This window comes from Alteromonas sp. KC3 (assembly GCF_016756315.1).
Taxonomy (GTDB): Bacteria; Pseudomonadota; Gammaproteobacteria; order Enterobacterales; family Alteromonadaceae; genus Alteromonas.
Genome location: NZ_AP024235.1, coordinates 4,426,044 through 4,451,740 on the forward strand (window position 1 = coordinate 4,426,044; position 25,697 = coordinate 4,451,740).

General features: G+C 45.5%; 25 protein-coding genes. 7 read left to right on the forward strand and 18 right to left on the reverse strand.

Annotated features, from left to right (window positions below; genetic code table 11):
• Positions 1–61: 61 nt before the first annotated feature.
• The 3 genes from JN178_RS19525 to bioH all read right to left on the reverse strand — a co-directional run bounded on the left by JN178_RS19525 (position 62) and on the right by bioH (position 2,317).
• Positions 62–1,060: a putative metalloprotease CJM1_0395 family protein gene (locus JN178_RS19525; RefSeq protein WP_202262934.1), complete on the reverse strand. Its 999-nt coding sequence runs from the start codon at positions 1,058–1,060 to the stop codon at positions 62–64.
• Between the two features lie 11 nt (positions 1,061–1,071).
• A complete protein-coding gene (locus JN178_RS19530; protein WP_202262935.1) occupies positions 1,072–1,365 on the reverse strand; it encodes a hypothetical protein in 294 nt (97 codons plus the stop codon).
• A gap of 142 nt (positions 1,366–1,507) precedes the next feature.
• Complete coding sequence (gene bioH, locus JN178_RS19535) at positions 1,508–2,317, reverse strand: pimeloyl-ACP methyl ester esterase BioH (RefSeq protein ID WP_202262936.1); 810 nt, start codon at positions 2,315–2,317, stop codon at positions 1,508–1,510.
• Between the two features lie 99 nt (positions 2,318–2,416).
• Here bioH and JN178_RS19540 point away from each other — a divergent pair, with 99 nt between their 5' ends.
• Positions 2,417–3,127: a ComF family protein gene (locus JN178_RS19540; RefSeq protein WP_202262937.1), complete on the forward strand. Its 711-nt coding sequence runs from the start codon at positions 2,417–2,419 to the stop codon at positions 3,125–3,127.
• Between the two features lie 74 nt (positions 3,128–3,201).
• On the opposite strand, the gene JN178_RS19545 is transcribed toward JN178_RS19540, so the two are convergent.
• Positions 3,202–5,844 (reverse strand): M14 family zinc carboxypeptidase, encoded by a 2,643-nt coding sequence (locus tag JN178_RS19545; protein WP_202262938.1) that lies wholly within the window; start codon positions 5,842–5,844, stop codon positions 3,202–3,204.
• Positions 5,845–6,004: 160 nt separating this feature from the next.
• Between JN178_RS19545 and nfuA the strand changes: the two genes are divergently transcribed.
• Complete coding sequence (gene nfuA, locus JN178_RS19550) at positions 6,005–6,583, forward strand: Fe-S biogenesis protein NfuA (RefSeq protein WP_159625512.1); 579 nt, start codon at positions 6,005–6,007, stop codon at positions 6,581–6,583.
• Between the two features lie 86 nt (positions 6,584–6,669).
• On the opposite strand, the gene JN178_RS19555 is transcribed toward nfuA, so the two are convergent.
• Complete coding sequence (locus tag JN178_RS19555; protein ID WP_202262939.1) at positions 6,670–6,807, reverse strand: hypothetical protein; 138 nt, start codon at positions 6,805–6,807, stop codon at positions 6,670–6,672.
• A gap of 161 nt (positions 6,808–6,968) precedes the next feature.
• On the opposite strand from JN178_RS19555, the gene JN178_RS19560 reads away from it, so the two are divergent.
• The 3 genes from JN178_RS19560 to JN178_RS19570 are packed head-to-tail and all read left to right on the forward strand — an operon-like array spanning position 6,969 to position 8,739.
• The gene (locus JN178_RS19560; RefSeq protein ID WP_202262940.1) at positions 6,969–7,667 is read left to right on the forward strand and encodes an aspartate/glutamate racemase family protein; all 699 of its coding nucleotides are present in this window, start codon (positions 6,969–6,971) and stop codon (positions 7,665–7,667) included.
• Between the two features lie 42 nt (positions 7,668–7,709).
• Positions 7,710–8,090, forward strand: a complete 381-nt coding sequence (locus JN178_RS19565; protein ID WP_202262941.1) for a VOC family protein — start codon at positions 7,710–7,712, stop codon at positions 8,088–8,090.
• A 34-nt stretch (positions 8,091–8,124) separates the two neighbouring features.
• Positions 8,125–8,739, forward strand: coding sequence for a class I SAM-dependent DNA methyltransferase (locus JN178_RS19570; RefSeq protein ID WP_202262942.1), 615 nt, complete (start codon positions 8,125–8,127; stop codon positions 8,737–8,739).
• Between the two features lie 18 nt (positions 8,740–8,757).
• Here JN178_RS19570 and JN178_RS19575 read toward each other — a convergent pair whose 3' ends face one another.
• The gene (locus JN178_RS19575; RefSeq protein WP_232369634.1) at positions 8,758–10,083 is read right to left on the reverse strand and encodes an MATE family efflux transporter; all 1,326 of its coding nucleotides are present in this window, start codon (positions 10,081–10,083) and stop codon (positions 8,758–8,760) included.
• Positions 10,084–10,141: 58 nt separating this feature from the next.
• Between JN178_RS19575 and JN178_RS19580 the strand changes: the two genes are divergently transcribed.
• The gene (locus JN178_RS19580; RefSeq protein WP_232369635.1) at positions 10,142–11,281 is read left to right on the forward strand and encodes a polysaccharide deacetylase family protein; all 1,140 of its coding nucleotides are present in this window, start codon (positions 10,142–10,144) and stop codon (positions 11,279–11,281) included.
• Between the two features lie 105 nt (positions 11,282–11,386).
• On the opposite strand, the gene JN178_RS19585 is transcribed toward JN178_RS19580, so the two are convergent.
• Genes JN178_RS19585 through JN178_RS19610 form a run of 6 tightly spaced genes read right to left on the reverse strand, consistent with a single transcriptional unit; the run spans position 11,387 to position 15,929 of the window.
• A complete protein-coding gene (locus JN178_RS19585; RefSeq protein WP_202262944.1) occupies positions 11,387–11,974 on the reverse strand; it encodes a GNAT family N-acetyltransferase in 588 nt (195 codons plus the stop codon).
• Between the two features lie 4 nt (positions 11,975–11,978).
• Positions 11,979–12,626 carry an SCO family protein gene (locus JN178_RS19590; protein ID WP_202262945.1) on the reverse strand — a complete coding sequence of 216 codons (648 nt, stop codon included), beginning with the start codon at positions 12,624–12,626 and terminating at the stop codon, positions 11,979–11,981.
• The gene (gene cyoE, locus JN178_RS19595; protein ID WP_202262946.1) at positions 12,623–13,540 is read right to left on the reverse strand and encodes a heme o synthase; all 918 of its coding nucleotides are present in this window, start codon (positions 13,538–13,540) and stop codon (positions 12,623–12,625) included. Before cyoE ends, JN178_RS19590 begins: the two co-directional genes overlap by 4 nt.
• Complete coding sequence (locus JN178_RS19600) at positions 13,533–14,669, reverse strand: COX15/CtaA family protein (protein ID WP_202262947.1); 1,137 nt, start codon at positions 14,667–14,669, stop codon at positions 13,533–13,535. Before JN178_RS19600 ends, cyoE begins: the two co-directional genes overlap by 8 nt.
• 5 nt (positions 14,670–14,674) lie before the next feature.
• Positions 14,675–15,232, reverse strand: a complete 558-nt coding sequence (locus JN178_RS19605) for a hypothetical protein (protein ID WP_202262948.1) — start codon at positions 15,230–15,232, stop codon at positions 14,675–14,677.
• A complete protein-coding gene (locus JN178_RS19610) occupies positions 15,225–15,929 on the reverse strand; it encodes an SURF1 family protein (RefSeq protein WP_202262949.1) in 705 nt (234 codons plus the stop codon). Before JN178_RS19610 ends, JN178_RS19605 begins: the two co-directional genes overlap by 8 nt.
• Positions 15,930–15,977: 48 nt before the next feature.
• Between JN178_RS19610 and JN178_RS19615 the strand changes: the two genes are divergently transcribed.
• Positions 15,978–16,184, forward strand: a complete 207-nt coding sequence (locus JN178_RS19615) for a DUF2909 domain-containing protein (RefSeq protein ID WP_159625489.1) — start codon at positions 15,978–15,980, stop codon at positions 16,182–16,184.
• 18 nt (positions 16,185–16,202) lie between these two features.
• Here the strand turns inward: JN178_RS19615 and JN178_RS19620 are convergent, their stop codons facing one another.
• The 6 genes from JN178_RS19620 to JN178_RS19645 all read right to left on the reverse strand — a co-directional run bounded on the left by JN178_RS19620 (position 16,203) and on the right by JN178_RS19645 (position 25,449).
• Positions 16,203–17,081 (reverse strand): cytochrome c oxidase subunit 3, encoded by an 879-nt coding sequence (locus tag JN178_RS19620; RefSeq protein ID WP_202262950.1) that lies wholly within the window; start codon positions 17,079–17,081, stop codon positions 16,203–16,205.
• A gap of 22 nt (positions 17,082–17,103) precedes the next feature.
• On the reverse strand, positions 17,104–17,691 hold the full coding sequence (locus tag JN178_RS19625; protein ID WP_202262951.1) for a cytochrome c oxidase assembly protein: 588 nt from the start codon (positions 17,689–17,691) through the stop codon (positions 17,104–17,106).
• Between the two features lie 96 nt (positions 17,692–17,787).
• Complete coding sequence (ctaD, locus tag JN178_RS19630; RefSeq protein WP_202262952.1) at positions 17,788–19,395, reverse strand: cytochrome c oxidase subunit I; 1,608 nt, start codon at positions 19,393–19,395, stop codon at positions 17,788–17,790.
• Between the two features lie 9 nt (positions 19,396–19,404).
• Positions 19,405–20,568, reverse strand: coding sequence for a cytochrome c oxidase subunit II (gene coxB, locus JN178_RS19635; RefSeq protein ID WP_202262953.1), 1,164 nt, complete (start codon positions 20,566–20,568; stop codon positions 19,405–19,407).
• A gap of 584 nt (positions 20,569–21,152) precedes the next feature.
• Positions 21,153–21,779 (reverse strand): transcriptional repressor LexA, encoded by a 627-nt coding sequence (gene lexA / locus JN178_RS19640; RefSeq protein WP_159625479.1) that lies wholly within the window; start codon positions 21,777–21,779, stop codon positions 21,153–21,155.
• Between the two features lie 112 nt (positions 21,780–21,891).
• A complete protein-coding gene (locus JN178_RS19645) occupies positions 21,892–25,449 on the reverse strand; it encodes a hypothetical protein (protein ID WP_202262954.1) in 3,558 nt (1,185 codons plus the stop codon).
• Positions 25,450–25,697: the final 248 nt, after the last annotated feature.

A 25,697-nucleotide genomic window follows, 5' to 3' on the forward strand; every position in this document is an offset into this window, starting at 1 on the left:
CTACCCTCATCAAGAGGTAGCGCATTACCAATGCTGCTAGGCGTGAGTAGCAAAAAATTGATTACGCTTGAAGCGATAGCCCTTCGCGCGCAGGGGTGTAGGCTTGTGTATAAACGTTCTGTATGCGGCCTATGCGCGCCTGTATCGCATCGTCACCGTTCAGATCACTGGCATTACCAAAGTTAAGTGAGCGAGTACCTACTTCGCTTGATGCGCCTTGTGATGCATCCTCACTACTGTTGCCTTGCTCTGTTTTTAAGACAGCATCATCTAGACTACGTGTGGGCCGCTCGACGCCTGCGGTATCAGTGATATCATCGATAGAAGGTATCGTTGGCTCACTTGCACTTACACCATCACTACTTTCACTTTCTCGCGCTTCGCGATTTTCTTCAGCTATGTCGCTTCTTGCTTCAAATGCTTTTTGTGCGGCCTCAGCTGCCACTTTTAAATCTTGAGATGATGGCTGAGCTGGCGCTAATGCCGCTGCGCGCACCTGTTGCATTTTTCGCAGTGTTTGTTCTGGGCTTTGTGCTTCAGAAATATCAATTGAAACTTCGCCGTCGGTGACATAGCGCTTGTTATCAGGGCCTGTAGTGTACTCATATTGAGGAGAGCCTGCATATTGGCCTCCCGTCGCAGCATGGGCTTGCTCGTGGGTACGTACTTCTTGGTCACGCGCTTTGAGCTGCTCGATCTCTTGGGTGTCTTGCTGCTCTTGCTGTTGTTCCCGCTGACGAGCCTGCTGCTCGCTTTGTGCATCTTGCTTGCCTGCACTTTCATCTTGCGCATTGTCTTTATCTTGGCCAAAGACATTTTGGAACGCCGCTTGTAGCTCAGTTTGAACTTGCGGACGTTCGTATGTAACCGGGGCAGGCGGCTGACCAGGGCTTTTTGCCTTATCAGCTTCCGAACCTAAACCTTTTTGCGACGCCCCTTGTTCGGCATCACTGGTTTGTGGAATAGTTTCGCGCTGCACGTTATCACGACGGGCAGACTCAGTATTGATATTCGCGGTAGGGTAGGCAATGGCGTTGAGAATTGGGGTTACGATATTCACCGTTATATCCCCTAAGCCAAGATGTCGATAATGGTACCCACCGTCTCATTTGCTACGTCGAGCACGCGTGCAGACGCTTGCGCGTTGGTGCTATTGACGTTAAGCGCAATAAGATCATTTGTTAGGTTGCCATTTGAAACATTCGACGATGCATTTGCTTGTGCATCGGTAGAAGAGGCATTACTTTCCACAGTGCGTTGGGCAATATTCGACGCAGCCTGCGTAATACCATCACTGGCATTTTGCAAACCGTATTGCCCTGCTAAAAAAGCAGAATTTAGATTGGCGCCACTAACGCTAGTCATACACTACCTCTGTCCTCTCATGCCTAATTATTAACCAATTTTGAGGAAATAGGAAGCCTTGAAGCTAGCGACAATATTAAACACATGTCATACAAGGCTTTTTTACTCTCTATGCAGGTACAGTAACGGTTTAGCGCATGAACTAAGACGCCTTCTGCTGATAAATATTGGCTGCAAAACGAAACAGAATGTCAGCGGTTTGCTGCGGATGGGAGATAAAGGGCGCATGAGACGCGTGAGGCAGTACGACAGCGTCAGACTGTGGGTGCAATTCACAGATTTGGTCAATGCCACTGGTAGGGACTAAGCTATCAAGCCTACCGTAGAGCCGTAACGTTGGTATAGCAATACGTCCGACATCCTGTCGCATATCTTCTGTAGACAATATCCTGAGCCCTTTTTTCAGAGCTTCTTCTGCAGGGTCTGGATATTGCGTCACTTGCTGTCGAATTGTCTTTATATCGTGCTTTGCTGTATCGCTGCCCATCGCCTGTATAGCTAAGAAACGCTCGAGGGTCTTTTGAAAGTTCTTCTCCAATTGCGTTTCGAACATTTTCAACAAGTCAGCTGCAATGCCCGGCCAACCAGGACCAGCTATAAAGCGTGGAGTAGACGCAATAGTCACCAACCCAGTGAGCTTCTCGGGTACCATCAATGCTACTTTTTGGGCCACTAACCCCCCGAGTGACCACCCGACTAATACGCACTGTTCAGGTAATACCTCGACAATCGCGCGCGCTAACGAGTCAACATTATAAGGTGAGGGTACCACACTGGCATTCTCCCCAAAGCCGGGAAGGTCGATTGTGGTAACGCGAAAATTGTCGCTTAGATAAGGAATAAAAGAGGTGAACGCACCGCTGTTCATCCCCCAACCGTGAAGAAATACTACATCGATACCTGTACCCTCTGTACGGGTGACAAGCGCGCCGTTTGTATGCAAACTTTCCATTTACACCTCCTTTGGCAAACACGCGTTTTACGCAAAAACGCGTCATGATGAAATTAGACCGACGGTCGACAAGTTAAGGAAGTTGATGGAATCAACACAATGAACCTTTCATGCTTGCTATGTTATCAGGCAAGTCCCACGCCAGTATGTCACTGGTGTGACGATGACATGTTTTTTTTCGATACACAGATACACGGAGATGACTTACTTAGGTACGGCCCTGTTGGTCGCCACGTTAAGCACAGTCATTATAAGGTATTGAGTGTATTAGGATTACACACGTGGCCCATGTCATCACTGGTTCACCAGTTTAAGTTTACCCATTCTCTGACTGCAGGCAAAGTACTAAGCAACTGGTTTGTCCATAAGAAGCGACACTGCACTTTGGCTGTGCCCAATTTGCTACTGCCTGTCCCCATTAGTGCATGGCGTTTAGCGCATAGGCACTACAATCAAGCAGCGGTGATATGTCACTATTTAAGCAATGCTCTGAGCATTCCCTTTGATAATCACTGGGCTAAGCGCCATGGAAGAAGTGTGCAGCATCACTTGTCCAAGGCAAAGCGCGCTGACAACGCGCGGCAAACATATCGGCTCACGCAGCGTGCTATTGATAAGTGGTATCCCATACAGCAATGCAATGACAAAGTGCCGTTCACTGTCGCCATTGTAGATGATGTGATCACCACCGGTGTAACTGTTAATACATTGGCTAAGCTACTAAAAGACCGTTACCCCGCAATACATGTGCAAGTATGGGCCTTAACCTTTACACCGCCGCCCAAAAGTGTGTTATTGAAACTAGAGTAAGATGTGCGTTTATGCCCTTGTGCTTGCCGCAACCTTTGGTAAACGGCAAGCATAAGATGCAAAACTACAAGTGGTTAGCGGATAAAGTGTGATTGATAGATGGCATTTGCCAACATCTTATTGGTACCGTACCAATAGCCCCTGAACTGGGTATTGTCGGTAAAGCCAATGACCACGCCACGACCCATTTTATTGGTTGTTACCGCTGTAGTCTGTGCGATTAACGCCACCATCGCGTTGTCACTAAACCCAGCCATCAACGGCTCATCAGTATAACGCGCAGGGGTTGTAAACGGAGACTTATCACCTTTCACAATCATATTGCTGGTTTTAAAAAGCGGCAGGGTGTCATCGTCATACCCATAGAATAAAGGGTGAGATACGTCGATATTGGCTTCAAAGACCGCACCGGCCACCAGCTTTCTTGCATAGAGAGAAGCGCCATCGCCATAGGTTAAGTTACTTTCGTCAAAGGCGTTATCAATGGTATCGCGACTGATGAGTTCTACATCTAACCAATTGTTTTCAGCGAATAAGCGAATCGCTGACTTTTGCCCAATAACAACACCGCCCGCTTTTATCCACTGTTCTAGCTGCGTTTTCTCGCTATCTGAGAACGTATATCGACCACTGGGAAAAATAATGTGTGTGTAACTGATCGAATCGTCAGCGAGAGCACGCCCCACATGTCGCTGCTCAACAATGCTACCTGCTAGCCCTACCTTGGTATCAAAGTAGTGCCACATTTCACCCACTTCATATTCGCTGGTGCCTTCACCGCCTACGATAAGCACTTGAGGAGGGGTAACGGGTGCCATACTTCTACTACCCAAGTCATTCCCCATTGGCGTAAGGCCACTCTTAAAGCTGTGAACAGGCACATGTAGCTGGGACTGCGCCCGTTCGATAATTTGTGCTAAATCGACAGGCTGATTGAGCCCTTTAGGGATCACAATACTGCCAGCAGGCAATGTTGTGGTGCTATTGTCATACTGTATTGCTGAAAAAGACTTCTCTGTACTTCTTACCTTTACGCCCGCTTCTAATAAAGTTTGTAGCATGGCGGGGGCATAGTAGTGCTGCCAAGAAAAACCGTACGCATAGGCATTTTTCTGAATGGGGTTGAGGGCGTTAGTACTCAGTAATGCCCCATCTGCACGTTTAACGTCTCTGGCATCGCCTTTATCTAACGGTGAATAGTCAAGGTTAAAGGCCAGCGCTAAATTCCACGTCGATACGTCATAAAATGTATTGTTTTCAAATGAGGTTTGCGTTGAAAAAATCGATTTCACAAGGCGATATTGTGGTTGATTTGTTGGGATATACACGGCGTGGCCTGCACCGTAGGTAGTGTCTCCTACTTTGCTTGCCTTATTCACTACGTCGTAGCGAATATTGTGCTGCTCAAGTAGTGCAACGAAAGCGTTGAGCCGCCCTAAGTCAGTGTTGGTGCCAACTACGTAACCAACCGTTTCGTCTTTAGCCGCTTGTGCTTTGGTACTTTCAACAAAGTTTGACTGATAATCTAAAATTGCTGCTTTATTCGCTAATGCACCTTTAAACGTACTTAGTGACGTGGTGATTTGGTTTGCAATTGTATCTTTAAAAGATAGCTCGCCGTTTATCGACGACTGTAAATGTCCGCGTGAACTGGCTTGTTCAAACAAAATACCAATACTACCGTGTAGGTCTGGATAGGTTGAACCTTTACCGGCGTAAAAATCATCGAAGGCTTCTTCGGTAAAGTACAACTTACCCTGTGCATCAAAAGCAGCAGCATGATACTGCGCAAGGGCTTCAGTGAGCGTTACATTTTCATCAGGTGTCATCGGGTTTTTACGCGAGCGCACACCAGGCTGGAAAAAGTATGTGCTGTCTGTGCCCATTTCGTGAAAGTCGGTAAGCACATGTGGACGCCATTTGTGAAACTGCTTTATACGCGCTTGTGATTCAGGGTGTGCTAATAGCAACCAATCTCGGTTTAAATCAAACCAATAATGATTAGTACGGCCTGATGGCCACCCCTCATCGTGTTCTCTGTGACGAGAATCCGCGACTAGCTGCTTGCCCTTATGCATATTTGCCCATTGTGCAAATCGAGAAAGTCCGTCGGGGTTGAAAGAAGGATCAAAGAGCACAATATTGTTGTTCAACAAGGCGTCTATTTCGTCGCCCTGTGCAGCAGCAAGATAGTAGGCAAGTGCAAGAGACGCATTAGAACCTGACGGCTCATTACCGTGAATGCTGTAACCCATGTAAAAGACTAGCGGCGCATTGTCACTGACTGATTTGCCGCTTTCCATCGCTTCGATATGCGCTTGGCGCATTGCGTCTAGGTTATTGCGGTTTTTGGGCGCTGTAATGGTAAGTAGCACCAAAGGACGATTTTCGTGGGTTCGGCCAGTCTCTTCGATGGTAATGCGGTCTGACGTTTCAGCTAAACGCTGCATGTAATCTACAAGTTGATCGTGACGCACATGCCATTCACCAATGTTGGCGCCTAGTACTGACTCAGGGGTAGGAATAGCTGGATTGTAGGTAACAGAGTCGGGTAAGTAGGCCTGTACGGGTTTCCCTCCCACATCGGGGGTAACAGTAATTGGCGTAGCATACGCATTGTTACTATTGAAGGCACCTAAGGTCAGGGCGCTAAAAGCGAGCGTTGTTGCCAACGCAAGGCGGCTCTTTTGGGCGCATTTGTACAGATTTACTAGCATCGCGTTTCCCGTCTTGTTGTTATAGCTGAAATGCCGTTACAGAAGTAATGCTTTCAACAAATTCGATTTACTGAAATAATTTATTTAATTAATACCTGACTGTTTTACTCAGGTAAATTTGATACACTAATCCAAATTTTCAAATATGTAGGACTTGCTGATGATTACTATATCAGAAGAAGCCCAGGCTCACTTCGTAAAACTGCTGAGTAAACAAGAGTCTGGCACGAATATTCGTGTATTCGTCGTAAACCCAGGCACATCGTCGGCAGAGTGTGGCGTGTCCTATTGTCCACCTGACGCAGTTGAACCTACTGATACGCGATTACCGTTCAATGGGTTTGATGCAGTGGTCGACGAAGAGAGTGCACCTTACCTCGACGAAGCAGAAATCGATTATGTCACTGACCAAATGGGCTCTCAGCTTACGCTAAAAGCACCTAATGCCAAAGCACGCAAGGTGGCCGACGATGCCCCACTTGCTGAGCGCATCAACTACATGATCGAGTCTGAAATTAATCCTCAGTTGGCGAGTCACGGTGGCAACGTAGTACTTACTGAGCTGACTGACGATGGCTACGCCATTCTTCAATTCGGCGGCGGCTGTAATGGTTGCTCGATGGTAGACGTAACGCTTAAAGAAGGCATTGAAAAGCAAATGCTTGAACAGTTCGCAGGCGAATTAAACGGTGTACGTGACGCAACAGAACACCAAGCTGGCGAGCACTCTTACTACTAGGCGAGTTCGCTCGCCCAGTAGCGGTAGCGTTTATGCTATTTCTCTTTAACGATATACACCAATGCTGGCAACGCTTTAAAGTTGGATTATCCATTTTCGTTGTCGGCGCGGTGTCGCTTTTCGCTATTGGCCACTTTTCCGCGTTTTTCCATTACGCGTCGCTTACTATCCTTTTTGTAGGCTTCGGATATGCCATGCTTGGCTATATCGGTATTTTCATTCAACGTTTTTCGTTTATAAAAAATAAAAAGCCGCCACCTAAATTTTAATGTTCAAAGCGCTCGCTTTAGATACTGCATACTTGTAAACCACAACATACTTGTAAACCCACTTATTCCGCTGCACAGTAGAACCTTGGATACTACTTTAAAGGGAGATGCTGGTTATGAAGAAGCTTGGTCTAATAGGCGGTATGAGCTGGGAATCTACGGTAAGTTACTACCAAGCAATAAATCGTGGCGTCAATGCTAGCCTCGGCGGTTTGCATAGTGCCAAGCTCCTCCTTAGCAGCGTAGATTTCGCGCTGATTGAACGGCTTCAACATGAAGGCCAATGGGATGAAATGGCCAATATGCTCAGTGAAGAAGCTGTTTGTCTCGCTAGTGCTGGTGCCGAGGCTATCCTCATTTGTACTAACACCATGCACAAAGTAGCTGATGCTGTTGAAGGTGCTGTCACTGTTCCACTTTTGCATATAGCCGACGCCACAGGGACGGCTTTGCAGCAACAAGGCATTTCGAAAGTAGGGTTACTCGGCACGCAATTTACCATGGAGCAAACCTTTTACTCTGGTCGATTGAAAGAAAAGTTTGATATTGATGTCGTCATTCCCGATCAGGCGCAACGACGTATTATACACAGCGTTATTTATGAACAATTATGCAAGGGCGTGATTTGTGTTGAGTCGCGTAAGGCGTATATTGAGATCATTAATGCACTGTGTGAACAAGGTGCCCAAGGCGTTATTTTGGGGTGCACAGAAATTGCGTTATTAGTACAACAAGAGCACACCTCAGTTCGTCTTTTTGACACCACTGCTATTCATGCACAAGCCGCAGTGGCATTTGCGCTCGCGCAAGACTAAAGACAAATCGAGGTCCTCCTTAACAACTAAAAGGACACTATCATGTTTAGCCATGTAATGATTGGAGCCAACGACTTAGACGCATCGAAGCGATTTTATGACGCCATATTAGGTATTTTGGGTTACGACGAAGGCGTTTTTGACGAGTACGGACGGGTTTTTTACTACACACCCAAAGGAATTTTAGCGTTAACCAAGCCGATTAATGGCGAAGCGGCAACGCATGGCAATGGTACAACACTTGGGCTGGCGGCACGCACACCAGATATCGTTGATGAATGGCATAAAGTCGGTTGCGAAAACGGTGGTATAGCATGTGAAGATCCACCGGGCATACGTGGCAATGACAAGCGACAACTGTATCTTGCGTACCTGCGTGATCCTGCGGGCAACAAACTGTGTGCTACTCACGTTATTCGTTAGTAGCCCGAGAATAATAGCAATAAGGAACTAGCGTGTGACACCAGAGCAAACAGGGCAGGCCTACGACAGCATCACACATTTGTGGACCAGAGACGGCTTTAACCGTGAAAATGGGCTTGCTGCCTATGAAAAAGCCCTGTCCTTTTTGCCTGCGCACCTAGTAGAAGAAAATGGTACTGCGTTAGACGTGGGTTGTGGCTGTACTAACCGCTTTATCCCAATTATTGAAACTGCCGGGCTTAGTTATGAAGGTATTGATATATCAGAGAAAATGTTAAAAATCGCGCGTACATCAATGCCTGCCCATACATTTCACCAAGGTGATATCTGTACGTTTGAACTGCCCAAGCACTATGCATTTATCAGCGCATGGGACAGTTTTTGGCACCTTCCTTTAGCGCAGCATGCCCCCGTACTCAAAAAGCTGGTTGAAAACTTACCCTCAAAAGGTGTACTTCTTTTCAGCTGTGGTGGTGTGGACGAATCGGGTAGCCATACGAATACAACCATGGGGCCAGAAGTCTACTATGCGTCTTTAGGCATAAATGGGTATATCTCGTGGCTTCTAGAGTTAGGTTGCCACATTAGACACCTTGAATACGACCAATATCCTGAACAACACACTGTAGTTGTAGCGCAAAAACAATAGGGCATGTCTATAAGTAGGCTACGCCAACTTGTCCATTCTATAGAACGTCCACCCCAATGTAACACCCCGCGCAAATAAGAACGCAAGCAAGGCATACCACAAACTAACATTGCCTTGATGTTGCGTGATATACCAAATAGGGAAAAAGACAAACAGTGCACTTATCACCATGGTATTACGCATCGACTCTGCGCACGTAAGACCCACAAATACACCGTCGTATAAAAAGCACCAATGTCCCAGCAAAGGCAATAAAACCATTAAGGGTAAGTAGGGAAGTGCAGCGTCGATAATAGCCACATGCTGCGTCAGTAACGCAACGATACGCTCACCCGCAAACAAAAATACAACACTGTAGAGTACTGCAAACAGTGACGACCACAGTAGCCCTTGATATGTCCGCCGATTGATTTCGTGGACGTTCCTTGCACCTTTCGCTTCTCCGACCAAGGCTTCTACCCCGTATGCTATACCGTCAAGTCCAAGCGCGATAAGCACGAAAAACTGCATAAGTATGGCATTCACCGCTGCAGGTACTTCGCCATACCGCGCGCCTTGAATAGTTAAAAATGCTAAACAGGCCTGAAGCGCTAGATTGCGAATGAGCATGTCACCATTAAGCTTCAGCAGCACTTTACGTGCAGCGCGGTTAAACCACGCAGCTGAAATAGACACATCACCCACGCATTTAAGGGCAACTGCCAATGACATTACCGCCATACTGTATTCAGCGATAACGCTGGCATAAGCCACACCAGCAACCGACAAACCAAGACCAAATACAAATAAGACGTCTAGGCCGGCATTCAATAGGTTACCGACAATTTGTATAGTCATTACGCTGCGCGTTTTTTGCTGACCCACCAGCCACCCTACTAGCGCTAAATTCAGCATAGCAGCAGGCGCACCCCATACTCGTGCGTAAAAATAGTCACTGAGGTGGGTAGCGACATTTACATTCGGGTTAGTAAGATTCAAACCAACTTGGACAATCGGTTTTTGGAAGGCCAGTATGCTAATACCAAGAACAAGTGCAACCGCAATGGTCTGCCACAACACTTTCGCCGATTCATAGTGTGCTTCGTTACTGCCTTTGGCCTGAGCACTTAAGCCTGTTGATGACATTCTCAAAAAGCCGCATACCCAATATATTTGCGTCAATATTAGTGCACCTATCGATGCACCTGCTAACATAGCGGGCATTGACATATGCCCCAGTACAGCGGTGTCGACTAGGCCAAGTAACGGGGTTGTAATATTTGCCAGAATCATTGGCAATGCCAAGGCAAGTAGCCGCGTATGATCGCTGAAAAAAGCAGGCTGAGCATTGGAAGAGCGAGGCATTCTGTGATCTCTGTTTTGCATTAACGGTTATAAAATGGCATTAAGGAAGGAGTGTATCATGCTAATCAATTTAATTCGGTCTTGGATAAGGTCCTCAGCATCCTTGAATTCGGTCCCATCCCCCGCGTCTATGATGACTATAGTGTGCGCCACTTTATTCGGTGTTATCTCACTAATCGCAACCGCGTCATCGTCCGACCAAGCGCCACCTATACCCAATGCGACTATTTTGCTGTATCACCATGTATCAAATGAAACGCCACCAAGCACCAGTATTTCTCCAAGTGATTTCAAAGCACATATGGAATACTTAAAGGCCAATCACACCGTCGTGCCCCTACAAGATGTTGTGGCCGCACTTAAGGCCAATACGCCCTTACCAGATAAAGCGGTCGCCATCACGTTTGATGACGGCTTTGCCAATATTTTGGAAAATGCCCACCCAGTACTGACTAATATGGACTTTCCTTACACCATATTTATCAACCCAGATGAAATCGACGTGGGCCCTAAACAGCTAACGTGGGAACAAGTTAAGCGTATGTTGAATGACGGGGTAACCTTTGCCAACCACACGCTAGATCACCTGCATATGCTCAATGATGAGCAGTCGTTGGGCGAATCGGTATGGCTGGATAAAGTGTGGCAAAACGTGGCGAGCGCTGAACGCAAAATAAATGACCAAATTGGTGTCAGCTTAAAGTACTTAGCCTACCCTTTTGGCGAGTACAACCTCAGCTTAGCAGCAAAGTTAAAAGAAGAGGGCTACGTTGGTTTTGGACAACATTCAGGCGCAGTAGGGCCGCATAGCGACTTACAAGCACTACCTCGGTTTCCAGCAGCTGGCCCCTACGCCAACCTTAATAGTTTAAAGACAAAGTTAAACAGTCTGGCTATGCCTGTTACGCACTCATCACTTCAAGAACCTCGCTTAACAGATCGTAAGCTTAGCGACCCTATCACTCTTACAATAGAAAGTGATGATATGCGCACCTCACAGGTCACGTGCTTTTTTAAAGGTGATGCCATTGAGACCCGAAGTAAAGGCAATACCGTGTCTTTTCGCATTAACGACACACTGCCAATAGGTCGCTCTCGCATAAACTGTACCGCCCCATCAATAAAAGCGCAGGGACGATACTACTGGTATTCACAGCCATTCTTTATTGCTGATAAAGCGGGGCGATACCCTGACTAAACAGTAACGCAAAAACACGGCTTGCCTTTCGCATTAATTCACATCAAGAGGTAAGCCACGTTGATGCTGTTACATTAGCGCTCACGTATATAAGAAAACGTTTACCTAAACATCACGGGCAAAACGAATAAAACCTTTGTTAATAGACTCTTCGCTAAAACCGACATGTTGGTAAAAGCGAATAGCGTCCACATTGGCCAACTCGACATCAAGTACAAGCTTTCGCTTTTTCAGCTTTTCTGCTCTTTTGTGCATTGCGTCGACTAAAGCAGTGCCAATACCTTTGCGCTGACCTGTCGGGGCGATTGCAAGGTGCCCAAGCATAAGTTCAGTATTGTCAGGCGGCGTTAAATTGACTGCGACCGTCTGATTGCGCATCAGTACGTTCATCGCTTCATCAAGTGTGAAATACGAGGTGATGCTATCAAGTGTAGCGCGGTCAAATGCTGCCCCTAACTTGCTATGCCAGGAAGTGATAACCCCAAGTACTTCACCTTCTTTCTCAGCAACCCAGTGATTGTTGTAGCCATATTGACCACCACCCAGTTGCCATGCATGAAAAAGGTACCCTTCAGCGGTTTTATTTTGATTGTGTCCGAAAATAGAAGTTAATAATGACTCCGCAGCGCTGAGAATAAGTGGAGTCGTTTGAGCGGCATCAGACGCCACTCCTAGCCTGATTTTGATATCCATATTACTACTTCGAGATTATAACTGGCATATCTTCCAGTATTTGCTGAGAATCACTTATCGACAGCTTTCCTGGCTCTCTTCTGGGTTTAAATCTTCCTATCACCCTGGCTTGTGGGTCGATAAGTACGACAGACGCACTATGGTCAACTAAGTAGTTCGGATTGTCAGTACTTTCAGCAATTGCGTACATCATGCCCAAGTTGCGAACGAAAGGAAAAAGGGCTTTGTGCTCACCAGTAACTGCAACGAACTCTTTATTAAAATAGCTCACATATTCAGAAAGTCTATTTATTGAGTCACGTTTTGGGTCAACAGACACAAATATAACACGGATAGGCTCGTCACTTTCTATCGCTTGAAGCTGCGGGTATACGCTGTTGAGTTCAGCCATGGTAGTTGGGCAAATATCAGGGCAAAAAGTATAGCCGACAAAAACCAGACTCCATTGGCCTTGTAGTGAACTATTCGTAAAGCTATTACCTTGATGATCGGTTAGCGAAAATGGTGATAGCGCTCTAGGCTCGGGGTAAGCCTGAAAATGTTTAGGCTGGTGCTTATTGTCAGCATTTGGTGGGGCGATATAAAGCGCCCCAACAATGCCCACACACAGTGCAACAAATGCGACTATTCCAACTAAAATCCGTTGATTCATAAACTTATAGGTACGTAGTGATCTAACAGCAATACTACAAACAATACCATGAGATGAATAATTGAGAACCTAAAAGTTTTCATTGCCGTTTGGCTATCAGCGGCAAATTTAAGCTTCAGTGCATAAGCAAGAAAGCCAAGGTTTAACGCACTTGATCCGATGAGGTAAATGAGATCGCTCATGCCAATAAGATAGGGCATTAAACATACAAGGCCCAATAGTACCGTATAAAGTAATACCGAGGTCTTTGTAAACGACACGCCATGAGTCACTGGCAGCATGGGCACTTGTGCTTTAGCGTAATCTTTTTCTCTGTGGATAGCGAGGGCCCAGAAATGAGGTGGCGTCCATGTGAAGATAATCAGTACTAAAAGCAGCGCATGGGCATGCACTTCGCCAGTGACCGCTGTCCATCCCAACAAAGGAGGTGCTGCACCAGCCAAGCCACCTATCACAATATTTTGTGGCGTAGCACGTTTAAGGTACATAGTATAGATAAACGCATAGCCAACCAGACTCGCCAATGTCAGCCATGCCGTAAGCATGTTGACAAAAAGTGCTAATACCGCAAAACCCACCACACCTAGACCAAAAGCAAACCACAAGGCGTTAGACACTGTGACTTTTCCTTTCGCCACAGGGCGGTTAAATGTGCGCGCCATCATGCTGTCAATTTTGTGGTCAACCACATGATTAATCACTGCGGCTGACGCCGAAAGCATACCAATGCCTGCTAAGCCGCAGATCAGGGTCACCGCGTTTACCCACGTTGGCGTTGCTAAGCACATACCCACTAATGCCGTTAATAAAAGCAACATCACCACGTTAGGCTTGGTCATTTCATAATAATCGCGCCACGATACCGTGTGATGATGGCGTGTAGTGCGAGAAGCAATAGATACTGATTTAGCCATGGAAGCCTCCGGGTGCTTTAGTAAGCGAGTGTGATGAAAAAGATGCCGCAGGCATTGCCGCGCCTGATGCGGTATAGCGAGATGGACTTGTTGCGTCGTGAGCGCGTTTAACTTTACTCGGTGCACTTACAACAAACGAGAACACCAGATTAAGGAGTGAAAGTAATAACACTGCTCCGACAGCGTTGTGCATTACGGCAACGGCAAGGGGCAGCATAAAGACAATGTTACTAATGCCCAAGGCCACCTGTACGACTAAACTTCCTAGCATAAATAGGCTAATGCGTTTTTGCGCCACACTGGTTGCCCGTGAGACCAATACAGCAATACCAAGTGCTAGAACGTAGAAAAACGTTACCAGCGCACCTGCGCGATGCATAATATGCATAGTGACCCGCTCATCATAGTCATGAGCGCCAAACTCATAGTTGTCGGCGTCAGGTACACTGTAAGCGCCAGCAAAATCGAGGCGTTGCTGCCAGCCGCTTTCACATACGGGCATCTCAGTACATGCTAAGGCGGCGTAATTGGCGGATGTCCAACCACCAAGCGCTATTTGTGTTACGACTACTGCAATACCCACAAAAGCCAAAAGGCGCAGTTTCTGCGATGATGAATGCGCACTAGCACTGTGATCCTTAGTTACTTCATTATTCGAAGTGTCGCGACGCCGAAGCCTTAAATACAGAATAAAGAGGCAAGACAGCACACTAAACCCACCAAGAAGGTGTCCCATTACAACCACTGGCAGTAGATTAAGCGTTACTGTCCACATACCCAATGCAGCCTGGAAGATGATAAGCGCAAGTAATATCAGCGGTAGTTTTAATGGCGTACCCGTTTTACGCTGACGCACCGCCATAATGGCAATGGCAAGCACACACAACCCTAGTGTGCCCGCAAAATAGCGATGTATCATTTCATTCCATGCTTTAAATGCTTCCACGGGTCGTTCAGGATATGCCGCGTTGGCAGCAGCAACTTTGTCTTCACTGAGTGGTACTGTTAAATTGCCATAACACCCTGGCCAATCAGGACAACCTAGCCCAGCATCCGTTAAGCGAGTATAAGCACCAAGAATAATCACCACAGCAGCAAGAAAGAGACTAAATAAGGTCAATTTTTTCATTGCGATCATCCTATACGAGACAGTTTTAGTAATTTTCTAATATCTGCCAACATATCGCGGCTTTCCATGACCGCTTCTTTCCTATCGTTCTTTATTTGATAGAAAAGCATGGCGTTATTCTGTGTATCAACGATATACACACTGTTTGTTTCTAACGACAAGGTATTTGACGATGCCAATGTGCTCACATTGGGATAATCAGAAAGGGCAGCCACAGCGGTGTTATCACTGTCTTCTTTCAGCAAGACAAGGGCTTCTGCACGGTCTGATTCCTTACCAAGAGCAAGCCACACTTGGTTGATACTAAATAATGCATTTTCACACACCGCATCGCACTGCGACGGCATGACATAAACCAGTCGCCACTTTGGCGCTTCATTCTGTAAAACGGCACTCATATCAATGGTAGGCGTCAACAGTTGCCCTTTATTCGTTGCAGCCTTGGTAAACCAATCGTTTTCTAACGCTAACTTCGCCAAAATGACCGGTACAACAAACACTGCAATCATTAATAACAAGGTTTTCTTGGAAGCCGTACTTTTCGCTGATGCCGTATTACTCATAACTACGTCCTTTCTTACTTATTGCAAAACCACCAATGGCAGCCGCAGCAATGGCCAAGCCGAACCACTGCACTGCATAACCAAGGTGCTTTTCAGGAGACATCACCACGGGTTGATACTCGCGCACGAACGCAGGATTTTCCGTAGTAAGTTGAATAACGATGGGCAATAGCGTCACGCCCAGCCCGTCACTGAGTGCGCCGAAGTCATACTGTTGAATTAGCGCAGGAAATTGAGAGAGATTGTTGTTGGTTTCTTTCACAAGTGGATTATCAGAGGGTAGTGAAACAACACCTTCAAATTGTGTAAGTGACTTATCTAGCTCTATTGTAGGCAGAGTACGCAGTAAATCTGGAGCTGGGACCCAGCCGTAGTTGACCAAAACCCAACCCGCATTGGTGTTAACCGGCACAACAACATCGAAGCCCACCCGTTGGTTTTGTATCTGATTATCAAGATAAATGAGATGACTCGCATCTGGCACGCCATCGAACGTTACCTTGATATCTCGGGGGTCGTTTTGCGAAAGTGCAGTCATCAAACTCATACTTCCATTGCCTTGCTTTTGCGCTATGCTAGCGAGACGTTGTTGCTTTTGTACCATGCGCTCTAACTGCCAATAGCCTAACGCACACATTATTGCCACACTTAGGGCAGTAAGGAGCCAAGGCAGTAATGTGCGAGAACGCTGAGACATAGCTAACAAGCCCTGCGCACAGAAAAAACAAAAACAGAGGTGTTAAAAATGATAAAAATTGTCCTTGTTGCCCTAGTGATATACATGATTGTTAACTTATTTCTGGCAATGCGCGTAATGATGAAAAACGACCCCAAAAATGGCCCAATGAGCAAATATATTGGGCGTCGTGTTCTTACCTCTGCGGTTATTGTTGTGCTTATTCTTATTGCTATAGGTACAGGGTTAATCACGCCGAACCCACGGCCTTACTAGGGTTCGGCTTGCGTCTAGTTAGAGTACGTAAACAAAGATATAAAGCATTACCCACACCACATCGACAAAGTGCCAATACCAACTTCCCGCTTGGAATGCGAAGTGATTTTCAGGCGTAAAGTGGCCTTTCAATACTCTAAAAAACAGCACGATCAAGATAATAGTACCCAAGGTCACGTGCATACCGTGGAACCCTGTGAGCATGAAGAACGTGTTGCCATAGATACCTGATTGCAATGTGAGACCTAGCTCTTGGTATGCATGAATGTATTCTTCCACCTGTAAGAACAGGAAGCCGCAACCCAGTAAAATCGTGATACCAAGCATTAACGTAAGTTGTTTACGCTTGTTCTGCTCTAACCCCACATGGGCAAAATGCAAAGTGATTGAAGAAATAAGCAGAATTACCGTATTGATAGTAGGTAACCCAGCCGCACTCATTTCTTGTGTGGTAATGCCACCTGGCGTAGTGACCAAAGGCCACATTGCCTCAAAGGTCGGCCATAAGACCTCGTTTGTCATCGCATTATTCGACGCACCACCTAACCACGGCACCGCGATAAAGCGTGCGTAGTAAAGCGCACCAAAAAAGGCGGCGAAAAACATAACTTCAGAGAAGATAAACCAACTCATGCCTTGTCGATACGAGCGACCAAGTTGGTCGCTATAAAGACCCGACATCGACTCATCTATTTGGTTTTTGAACCATCCCACTAACATCACAAGTAAAACAATGATGCCTGCTGAAAGAATGTGGCCACCGAAACCTGACTCTCCTCGAGTTGTTTCTACCACAAAATTGCCTGCGCCAACGGCGATTAGAAACAGCGCTACCGCACCAACTATCGGCCATGGGCTTTGGGCGGGTACATAGTATTTTTGATATTCTTGCTGCATTTTTTTCTCCTTGTCCCTGTGGTTATTCACCGCTTTGCGATGTATCTACCATGAAGGGATTCGGTTTTGTCGTTAGGTCACTTGCTCTCGCGGTGACGTCATAGAGTGTGTACTGCAATGTAAAATAGGTAATTTCTTTAGGAAGCTGTGGGTCGACATAAAATTGCATGGGCATGTACGCTTCACTTCCTGCGTCTAACGGTTGCTGGTTAAAGCAAAAGCATTCCGTTTTATTGAGGTAAAGTGCTGCGGTGCCAGGGGAAACTGACGGTATTGCTTGCGCCACAATGTTGCTTGACGCTGGGTTTCTGACATAAAACGAAACGGTATTTAACTCTCCAGGATGTACTTTTACGCGCTTAGTTTCTGCGCGAAATTCCCAAGGCATTCCCGTATTGGTGCGAGTAATAAACTCCACCGTCACTTCACGAGATGTATCAATTTCAACCGCTTGATACACTGATGCCGAGTTTTCCGTTTTGCCGTTAATACCGGTGACATCACAAAACACATCGTAAAGTGGTACTAACGCAAATCCAAAGCCAAACATACCTATGACGATGACAATAAGCTTTAACACCATTTTATTATTTGCGTTTTGTTGTGACATCACACCCCTCCCAATTTGCCTATGCGCTAGTGAGATAGTGGCCCCCTCTAATGAGGGGGAGTGGGTCCACTATTACACTGACTGTTATGACAGTGATTACTTCACTACAGGTGGCGTTTCGAAAGTGTGGTATGGCGCTGGTGAGGGAATTTCCCATTCCAGACCTTCCGCACCGTCCCATACTTGCGATGACACTGGCTCGCCTTGCTTCTTACACGCCTTAATAAGTAGCGCCAAGAAGATGAGCTGAGATAGGCCAAACGCGAAGCCACCAAGGCTGATCCATTTATTGAAATCAGCAAATTGCAATGCATAGTCTGGAATACGACGTGGCATACCTGCCAATCCAACAAAATGCATAGGGAAGAATAAGACGTTGACCGAAACCAGCGAGCACCAGAAGTGCCACTTGGCTAAAGTCGTGTCGTACATTTTCCCAGTCCATTTCGGCAACCAATAGTAAACGGCAGCCATAATAGAGAATACAGCCCCAGTCACGAGGACATAGTGGAAGTGCGCTACCACAAAATAAGTGTCGTGGTATTGGAAGTCCACGGGTGTAATGGCCAGCATCAGTCCAGAGAGCCCGCCAATGGTAAATAGCACAATGAACGCGATGGCAAACATCATGGGCATTTCAAATGTCAAAGAGCCGCGCCACATGGTTGCTACCCAGTTGAACACCTTCACCCCAGTTGGTACTGAAATCAACATGGTGGCAAACATGAAAAACATCTCCATGTACACCGGCATGCCCGTGGTAAACATATGGTGTGCCCATACCACGAACGACAACAGTGCAATAGATGCTGTGGCGTACACCATAGATGCATAGCCGAAGAGCTTTTTGCGCGAAAAGGTCGGCACAATTTGCGAGATAATACCAAACGCAGGCAATATCATTATGTACACCTCAGGGTGCCCAAAGAACCAGAAAATGTGCTGGAACATAACAGGGTCACCGCCACCTGCGGCATCAAAGAAGCTAGTACCAAAGAACTTATCAGTAAGTACCATGGTGACTGCACCCGCTAGTACGGGCATTACCGCAATAAGTAGGAACGCAGTAATAAGCCATGTCCAAACAAATAACGGCATTTTCATCCATGTCATGCCAGGGGCACGCATATTGAAGATAGTCACAATAACGTTAATTGCCCCCATAATGGATGAGATACCCATAATGTGAACTGAGAATACAAACAGTGCCGTTGAATCACCGCTATATGTAGTTGAGAGTGGTGCGTAGAATGTCCAGCCGAATGCTGGGCCGCCGCCTTCCATAAACAGTGAACTCAAAAGAATAAGAAAGGCCCCTGGTAAAATCCAAAAGCTCCAGTTATTCATACGCGGGAGGGCCATATCTGGCGCCCCTATCATCATAGGTACTAACCAGTTGGCGAGCCCAGTAAAGGCTGGCATTACCGCGCCAAATACCATAATAAGACCGTGTACAGTGGTCATCTGGTTAAAGAAGTTAGGGTCGACAATTTGCAAACCCGGCTGAAAAAGTTCAGCACGAATGACCATTGCCATGGCCCCACCAACCAAAAACATGATAAAGGCGAACCACAAATACAATGTACCGATATCTTTATGGTTGGTGGTAAACAACCATCGAGTAATACCTTTCGGTATATGGTCGTGGTGATCGTCGTGATGCACAGTTGAATCTGGCGAAATGACTTCAGTTGCTTTGCTCATAACTCGCTCCTAGTTACCCGTTGCCACGGCGTTAACGTCTTTCGCCTGTACCATGTCACCCGTGTTGTTACCCCACGCGTTACGTTCATAAGTCACCACTGCAGCAATTTCTTTGAGGCTTAACATTTTGCCGAACGCTTGCATGGCGGTACCTGATTTACCATGAAGCACAATATCGATATGCCCTTCCTGATCTTCTAGCGCCATTTTGCTGCCTTTAAGAGCAGGGAATACGCCCGGCAGACCTTCTCCATTTGGCATATGGCAAGCTGCACACGTGGCTTTATAGACTCGCTCACCTTCTTTCATCAGTTCGTCCATCGACATATTCATCGACAGAAGGCGTTGCTCTTCTTCTTTAGCTTTACGAATAATGTCTTCCTGCTCACTCATCCAAGCAGCATATTCAGCAGGCTCTTTCGCAATAACCACAACAGGCATGTAACCATGATCTTTGCCGCAAAGTTCAGCGCACTGACCGCGATATACCCCGGGTTCGTTAACCTTGGCCCATGCTTCGTTTATAAAGCCGGGATTTGCATCCTTCTTAACTGCGAAATCGGGAACCCACCAAGAATGAATAACGTCGTCAGATGTGATCAGAAAACGAACTTTTTGACCTGTGGGAATGACAAGCGGACGGTCAACTTCAAGAAGATAGTTTTCCGTTTTTTCAAACTTGTTTTCAATTTGCTCGCGCTGCGTAGCCAGCAACGAGTAAAACTCTACATCACTATCCATGTATTTGTAGTGCCACTTCCATTGAGAACCCGTCACCAATACCGTCATATCCGGTTCTGAGACGTCTTCCATTGCAATTAGCGTGTTGGCAGCGGGAACCGCCATAAAAATGAGGATAAGGAACGGAATTACAGTCCACGCGATTTCTACTTTTACGTTTTCGTGGAAATTCGCGGGCTTAGCGCCTCGTGACTTTCTGTGCAGATACATAGAGGCGAACATTACGCCAAACACGACTACTGCAATACCGACGCAAATGAAAAACATTAACATGTGCAGGTCATACACCTGCCCGCTAATGTCAGTTGCTCCGCGCCTGAGGTTAAGAGAAGAAACTTCTTCTGCAGCCTCCTGCGCAAAAAGGAAATGAGAAAAAAGCAAAAGGGGTATACTAGCAAACCCTTTTGCCATGACGGTCATTAGTTGTTTCACTCAGCACCTCCGTAATGGTAGAACCATTAACGCTAAATGTTAGTGCGCGCTGTCCCTACCAAGTGGTTTGCGAACGATTGACCCACAACTACAATTTGTAAAACAAATTTAGAGCCATTGTTATTATTTTGTTAATCTCTGTATAAGAATTGCGCAATAATGACGTGCCGTCTAGTCTTTTCTGCTAAAAATTTAACGAGACGGTTAAATTTTAATCATTTCATGCTAACTAGCTGCACCTTGTTAGTGCAGTGAAGCAGTGTGGCGTAAGAGTACGTCGTGAAGCTTTTAAACGCTCATTTGGAACACATGAGGCGATAAGGAAATCAACATAAGTCTTTAAAAATCAATACATAAGAATGCAAATTTAGATATTTTCAAACGTAGTTTTGTCAAAAGTAACAGGATTAAAAAGCGCTTGCGGCGCGAAAAAATTGGCGTTCTGGTGTGATTACAAAAAAATTAAACTTTTTTGACAGACTGTTCAAAAAACAACCTTCACACATAGAACAGCCTACAAAAGTGAAAGTTAAGGTACAAAAAAAGCGGCTACAAGGCCGCTTTTACGTTAACCTGCCGAAACCTTACATCCAGTCAGCGTTTCGGATAACACCCACCGCTATACCTTCAATAGCAAAAGGTTGTGAAGCCAAATCAACTTTTATAGGTGCAAATTCATCGTTCTCGGCGTGCAGTAATACTTCTCGCCCGCGTTTTTCTAAACGCTTAACCGTGACGTCTTCATCCACCCGGGCAACAACAACTTGACCGTTATGTACATCAGTAGTGCGATGTACAGCCAATAAGTCGCCATCAAGAATACCAATGTCTTTCATACTCATACCGTTTACACGTAGCAGAAAGTCTGCCTGAGGTTGAAATAGCGCAGGATCGACCTTGTAATGCGACTCAACATGCTCTTGCGCTAAAATAGGTTCGCCCGCTGCTACGCGCCCAATAAGCGGTAGCCCTTCTTCCTCTGGTGTTTCGTCTTCCAGTGGAATATTCAATTTAATGCCACGAGAAGTACCTGGCAAAATTTCAATAACACCTTTACGCGCTAAGGCCTTCAAATGTTCTTCTGCCGCATTAGCAGAACGGAAACCAAGCTGTCGTGCAATCTCTGCACGCGTAGGTGGCATTCCCGTTTCTTGCATGGTCGTTTTAATAAGTTCTAAAACTTCGGTTTGTCGAGCTGTGAGTGGGCGCATAAAAGACCTGTCTGTTCATACAGTTCCTGTAAGTATATACACCTAAATTTAAATAACAAGCACTTGCCGCGTCTTTTGCCAAAAGCATTATTCTGCGACAAGTGTATTGCCTTTATTTCACCAGAAGAGCCATGTTTGGGTTACCTATTTGCAGCTCTACTTTGTTGGCATTATTTTTTCGAATACGCAAACCATCTACATTATCAATACTTATTGAGGGACTACGCCAAATAACGTTCCCTTTGCTATCAAGCTCAGCAACTTGATAATTAATATTGTCATAGTACCCGTATGAAGAATCATATTCGTTAGTCGGATAAATGCCGAGTATCGATTGATTAGATGAAGTCGTAGGGATTACCGCAATATTTTGCGGGTAAAAAGTCAGCGAAATGGTATCTTTAAGCACCAATGCGTCGTTTGTCACATCGTAGATATTTATCACATTATGAGTTGTGTCTAGACATGCAAACTCAAAGGCATCATCGCTATCAGAATTGATACGAAGCAATTGACTACAAACAGTTTGAAGTTCATTCAAACCAATGAACTCACCCTCTTGCATCTTGTATAGCTTCAGTGACTCATAGCCACTCACAGCGAAGAACTGCTCGCCGTTATTCGTTAATTCCGCAACAGCAACAATAGAGAAGTCACTGATGATCGAATCAACGAGTATCTGGTTCTCGATGTCGTAAGCTTTTAGCCGGTCATTTTCAATTACAACAGCATCAATAAAGCCATCTTCATTGACATCAACGGCTTCAATCAGCGAGATTTGACTGTTATGATTTTGGCTTAGTGTCCACTGAGTTGAATTATCTGACAGCTGAATTACGTTGAATGATGAGTTGTAATCTAAAGCGCCGGTTAATAATTCACCCACACCATCGTTGTTATAATCAGTCACAACTGGTCGGCTATAATCGTAAGCGTCGTCGCCGAGCTCTTCACTTACTGTGATGTTATCTTCTTTATCTACTGACAGAATTTGGATGGACGTGTCGTAATTATTTGTATTACTTACAAAAACAGCTCTTTCATCGTTATCACCAAATGGTGCCCAACCAGCAGCAAAATAATGGGATGAATGTGCCTCAGTTTTAATATCTGACAACACGTAATCGCCACTAGCCTCTTGCTGTGCAACTAAGATTTGATAGTCTCCGACCCAGATAATTTCATCACTGTTATCGTTACTCAGATCGCCAATTAGAAGTGATATGCCGCTATATGTATTGTGATTAATGCTCCATTGTTCTGATATTTGACTCCCTTCTAGTGTGAGTGCTTTGATCTCTCCCCATTGGCACTCAGAAATAACGACCATTCCCTCATTAGTCGCGTCATCTTTGGTATAAGACATATCGCAGATATCGTTATGCGTCGCTGTTGCCAAACTACTTTTCGAAACGGCAGAATAGATCGAGATATTTTCGTAATAGTCGGCACCGATGATTTCATCGATGCCATCATTATTCATGTCACCAACAACTACGTATGCGTCGCCGAATCCACTGCCAAGTAGCCATTGATTAGCGCCGCTTTCAATGTCAAATACGTATCCGTTGTTAGTCACCATCTCGATAGACGCATCGTCGTCTACATTACCAAAAGATAGGGTGGATACACCGTCTATATCATACTGCTGTAACTTCTCTCCTGTTGTTACATCGTGAATAGAGATAGAGGTCATATCGTATGAGCGATTACCGTGTAGGTATGCGATTTCACCAACACCGTCGCTATCAATATCGAAGAGCCATCCAGAGCCAATGTTACCCTCTATTACAAACACAGCTTCTGCATTATTGTTGCGATCTTTTATAACCGACAGGCCTTGTTCAGTGAGAATATATATTTCGTCATTGCCGTCGCCGTCTACGTCTTGTGTATAAACGCCTTTAATTTCCCCCCTTGTTGGAAGCTTGTAAGGGTATACATAGGTATTTTCTAGCGTATTACCTTTTAATGAGAAAGCTCCCACGTTGCGGTGACTAACCGTTATGAGCTCATTCACACCATCGACTGAGGCAAGTGCGAAACCTTGATTGAAAACCGGCGTTATTGAGGTAGTGCGTGCAAACGCTGGGGCCTTATCTGCATATGAAGTTATCTCTACGGTTTGAAGGCTCTCCACACCATCTAAACTAGCAAAACTAAAAACATAAGTTTGTTCATTAAACAATTGCTCTTCTGGCACCTGCCAAGTAAGTAAACCTTCGTCACTAAGGGTTACTCCAGTGGGCGCAGAGACAAGCTGACCTGCAGCATCACCGCTAATTCGGTCTGGGTCAGTCATACTCACAGTGAACTCAACGTAACCACCTGCCACTACAGAGTCTGGCATATTAGAGACGGTAAGTGTCATTGGAGAATCGCTGATGGTAATGAATACCGGCTGTGATTCGACAATATTACTACCGTCAGACACCACCATGGTTACTTTCAATTCATCGCCGAACACAGCATTGTATGCGGGTAGGGTAGTACCGTTGACGCCATCTACTACATTATTATTGATATACCAACGATAGGATATCGATAGATCAGAGTCTGGCGTATCGGGATCGTAATAATATCCTTGCTCGACGATTATATCGTCAGAAGTATAAACGGGTTCATAGGCATAATAATAGGGTTCACTTACAACGGGCGGCGCAGAAATAGTTTCGATGTCTGATAGAACAATATTAGCGGTATTGCTGCTTGCGAAGGTTTCGATATTGCTGAAGAACACGCCAACATCATATGTGTCATCTCCATCAGTATCTTCACCGTAGCGAACCGCGCCTTGCATAATATCAATGCCAGCCGTTTTATCGCCTTTAACAACAAGGGAACCTTGATAAGCATAAGGCAGCCCGCCTTCCTCTGAGATGTAAGAAAAATCAAGCTTACCTTTTGAGCCGATATGCATTGTACCGTCATATTCAGTGGTATAACGGTCATCCTTTATGCCGTCGTATGCTGTTCCAATTATTTTATAAGTTTCGCCGCTAAATGTAGCGGTCAGATACTGCGTGTATGTCTCACTATAGTTCCCGTTAAATTCATGATAATTTAACGCGAATTTAATTAGCCCCTTTAGTGTTGCGCGCTGGCTACCTTGCCCTACCGAAAGACTGGTGAAGTAAGATGTTGCCTCAAAATTATTGTCGTCTAGTTGAGTAATAGCTACAGAAATCTGACCATCATGATACTTATTTAGATAATAATGAATACATTGATCATAATCGATGACTATTGTCCCGGTCCCGTCGTCCAGATCGAGTTTTCCAGAATAAGTAATAGAGCCGCTATCTGAACATTGAGTGACGCCATCAATATTTCCATTATCATCGGCAAAGTCGTAAACCTCAAATACGTCAAGATAAGGTGAGCTAGCGAGATCTTCACCAAAAAGCGCGATATACACATTTTGAACAGCGTCAATATCTGCCGTGGCAACGTTTGATTTTCCCGTGTAACTACTATTAGCGTAGCTCTTTGCAGCAGTGTCTAGTTGCGCAATAGAATAGTCTAATGGATTTGATAAAATCTCTAATGAAGTAGGCTCTGGAGGTGGTGCAGGTGTTGGGTTAGGCGATGAGCTAGAGCCACCTCCACCACATGCAGTTAGAGCTACAATTGAAAAAAGGCCAGCAAAACCCAAGCGCGAAGTGTTCATACATCGTCCCTGATTTAGTAGACATGGAGGCTATTCATTAGCCAACAGCTCACAACACGCCTACTTTGTGTTAACTACAATAAAATATTACGTTCTTATAACTTATCTTTGTTTATCTGGCAATGCTTTAGTCAGCCGGCGAGCAAGCCCTCAACACTTTTGAACTTACTTCGCGGTAAGGAGTCAGTAAAGCAAGAAAAACGATAGTATTGGCATACCGCGAGATAAATCGCCAAATGTGTTACACT

Excerpts from the sequence above, each read along its gene's own strand:
- JN178_RS19530 (WP_202262935.1), bottom strand. The coding sequence starts at position 1,365 with ATGACTAGCGTTAGTGGCGCCAATCTAAATTCTGCTTTTTTAGCAGGG.
- bioH (WP_202262936.1), bottom strand. The coding sequence starts at position 2,317 with ATGGAAAGTTTGCATACAAACGGCGCGCTTGTCACCCGTACAGAGGGT.
- JN178_RS19540 (WP_202262937.1), top strand. The coding sequence starts at position 2,417 with ATGAACCTTTCATGCTTGCTATGTTATCAGGCAAGTCCCACGCCAGTA.
- JN178_RS19545 (WP_202262938.1), bottom strand. The coding sequence starts at position 5,844 with ATGCTAGTAAATCTGTACAAATGCGCCCAAAAGAGCCGCCTTGCGTTG.
- nfuA (WP_159625512.1), top strand. The coding sequence starts at position 6,005 with ATGATTACTATATCAGAAGAAGCCCAGGCTCACTTCGTAAAACTGCTG.
- JN178_RS19560 (WP_202262940.1), top strand. The coding sequence starts at position 6,969 with ATGAAGAAGCTTGGTCTAATAGGCGGTATGAGCTGGGAATCTACGGTA.
- JN178_RS19565 (WP_202262941.1), top strand. The coding sequence starts at position 7,710 with ATGTTTAGCCATGTAATGATTGGAGCCAACGACTTAGACGCATCGAAG.
- JN178_RS19575 (WP_232369634.1), bottom strand. The coding sequence starts at position 10,083 with ATGCCTCGCTCTTCCAATGCTCAGCCTGCTTTTTTCAGCGATCATACG.
- JN178_RS19580 (WP_232369635.1), top strand. The coding sequence starts at position 10,142 with ATGCTAATCAATTTAATTCGGTCTTGGATAAGGTCCTCAGCATCCTTG.
- JN178_RS19585 (WP_202262944.1), bottom strand. The coding sequence starts at position 11,974 with ATGGATATCAAAATCAGGCTAGGAGTGGCGTCTGATGCCGCTCAAACG.
- JN178_RS19590 (WP_202262945.1), bottom strand. The coding sequence starts at position 12,626 with ATGAATCAACGGATTTTAGTTGGAATAGTCGCATTTGTTGCACTGTGT.
- cyoE (WP_202262946.1), bottom strand. The coding sequence starts at position 13,540 with ATGGCTAAATCAGTATCTATTGCTTCTCGCACTACACGCCATCATCAC.
- JN178_RS19600 (WP_202262947.1), bottom strand. The coding sequence starts at position 14,669 with ATGAAAAAATTGACCTTATTTAGTCTCTTTCTTGCTGCTGTGGTGATT.
- JN178_RS19605 (WP_202262948.1), bottom strand. The coding sequence starts at position 15,232 with ATGAGTAATACGGCATCAGCGAAAAGTACGGCTTCCAAGAAAACCTTG.
- JN178_RS19610 (WP_202262949.1), bottom strand. The coding sequence starts at position 15,929 with ATGTCTCAGCGTTCTCGCACATTACTGCCTTGGCTCCTTACTGCCCTA.
- JN178_RS19615 (WP_159625489.1), top strand. The coding sequence starts at position 15,978 with ATGATAAAAATTGTCCTTGTTGCCCTAGTGATATACATGATTGTTAAC.
- JN178_RS19620 (WP_202262950.1), bottom strand. The coding sequence starts at position 17,081 with ATGCAGCAAGAATATCAAAAATACTATGTACCCGCCCAAAGCCCATGG.
- JN178_RS19625 (WP_202262951.1), bottom strand. The coding sequence starts at position 17,691 with ATGTCACAACAAAACGCAAATAATAAAATGGTGTTAAAGCTTATTGTC.
- ctaD (WP_202262952.1), bottom strand. The coding sequence starts at position 19,395 with ATGAGCAAAGCAACTGAAGTCATTTCGCCAGATTCAACTGTGCATCAC.
- lexA (WP_159625479.1), bottom strand. The coding sequence starts at position 21,779 with ATGCGCCCACTCACAGCTCGACAAACCGAAGTTTTAGAACTTATTAAA.
- JN178_RS19645 (WP_202262954.1), bottom strand. The coding sequence starts at position 25,449 with ATGAACACTTCGCGCTTGGGTTTTGCTGGCCTTTTTTCAATTGTAGCT.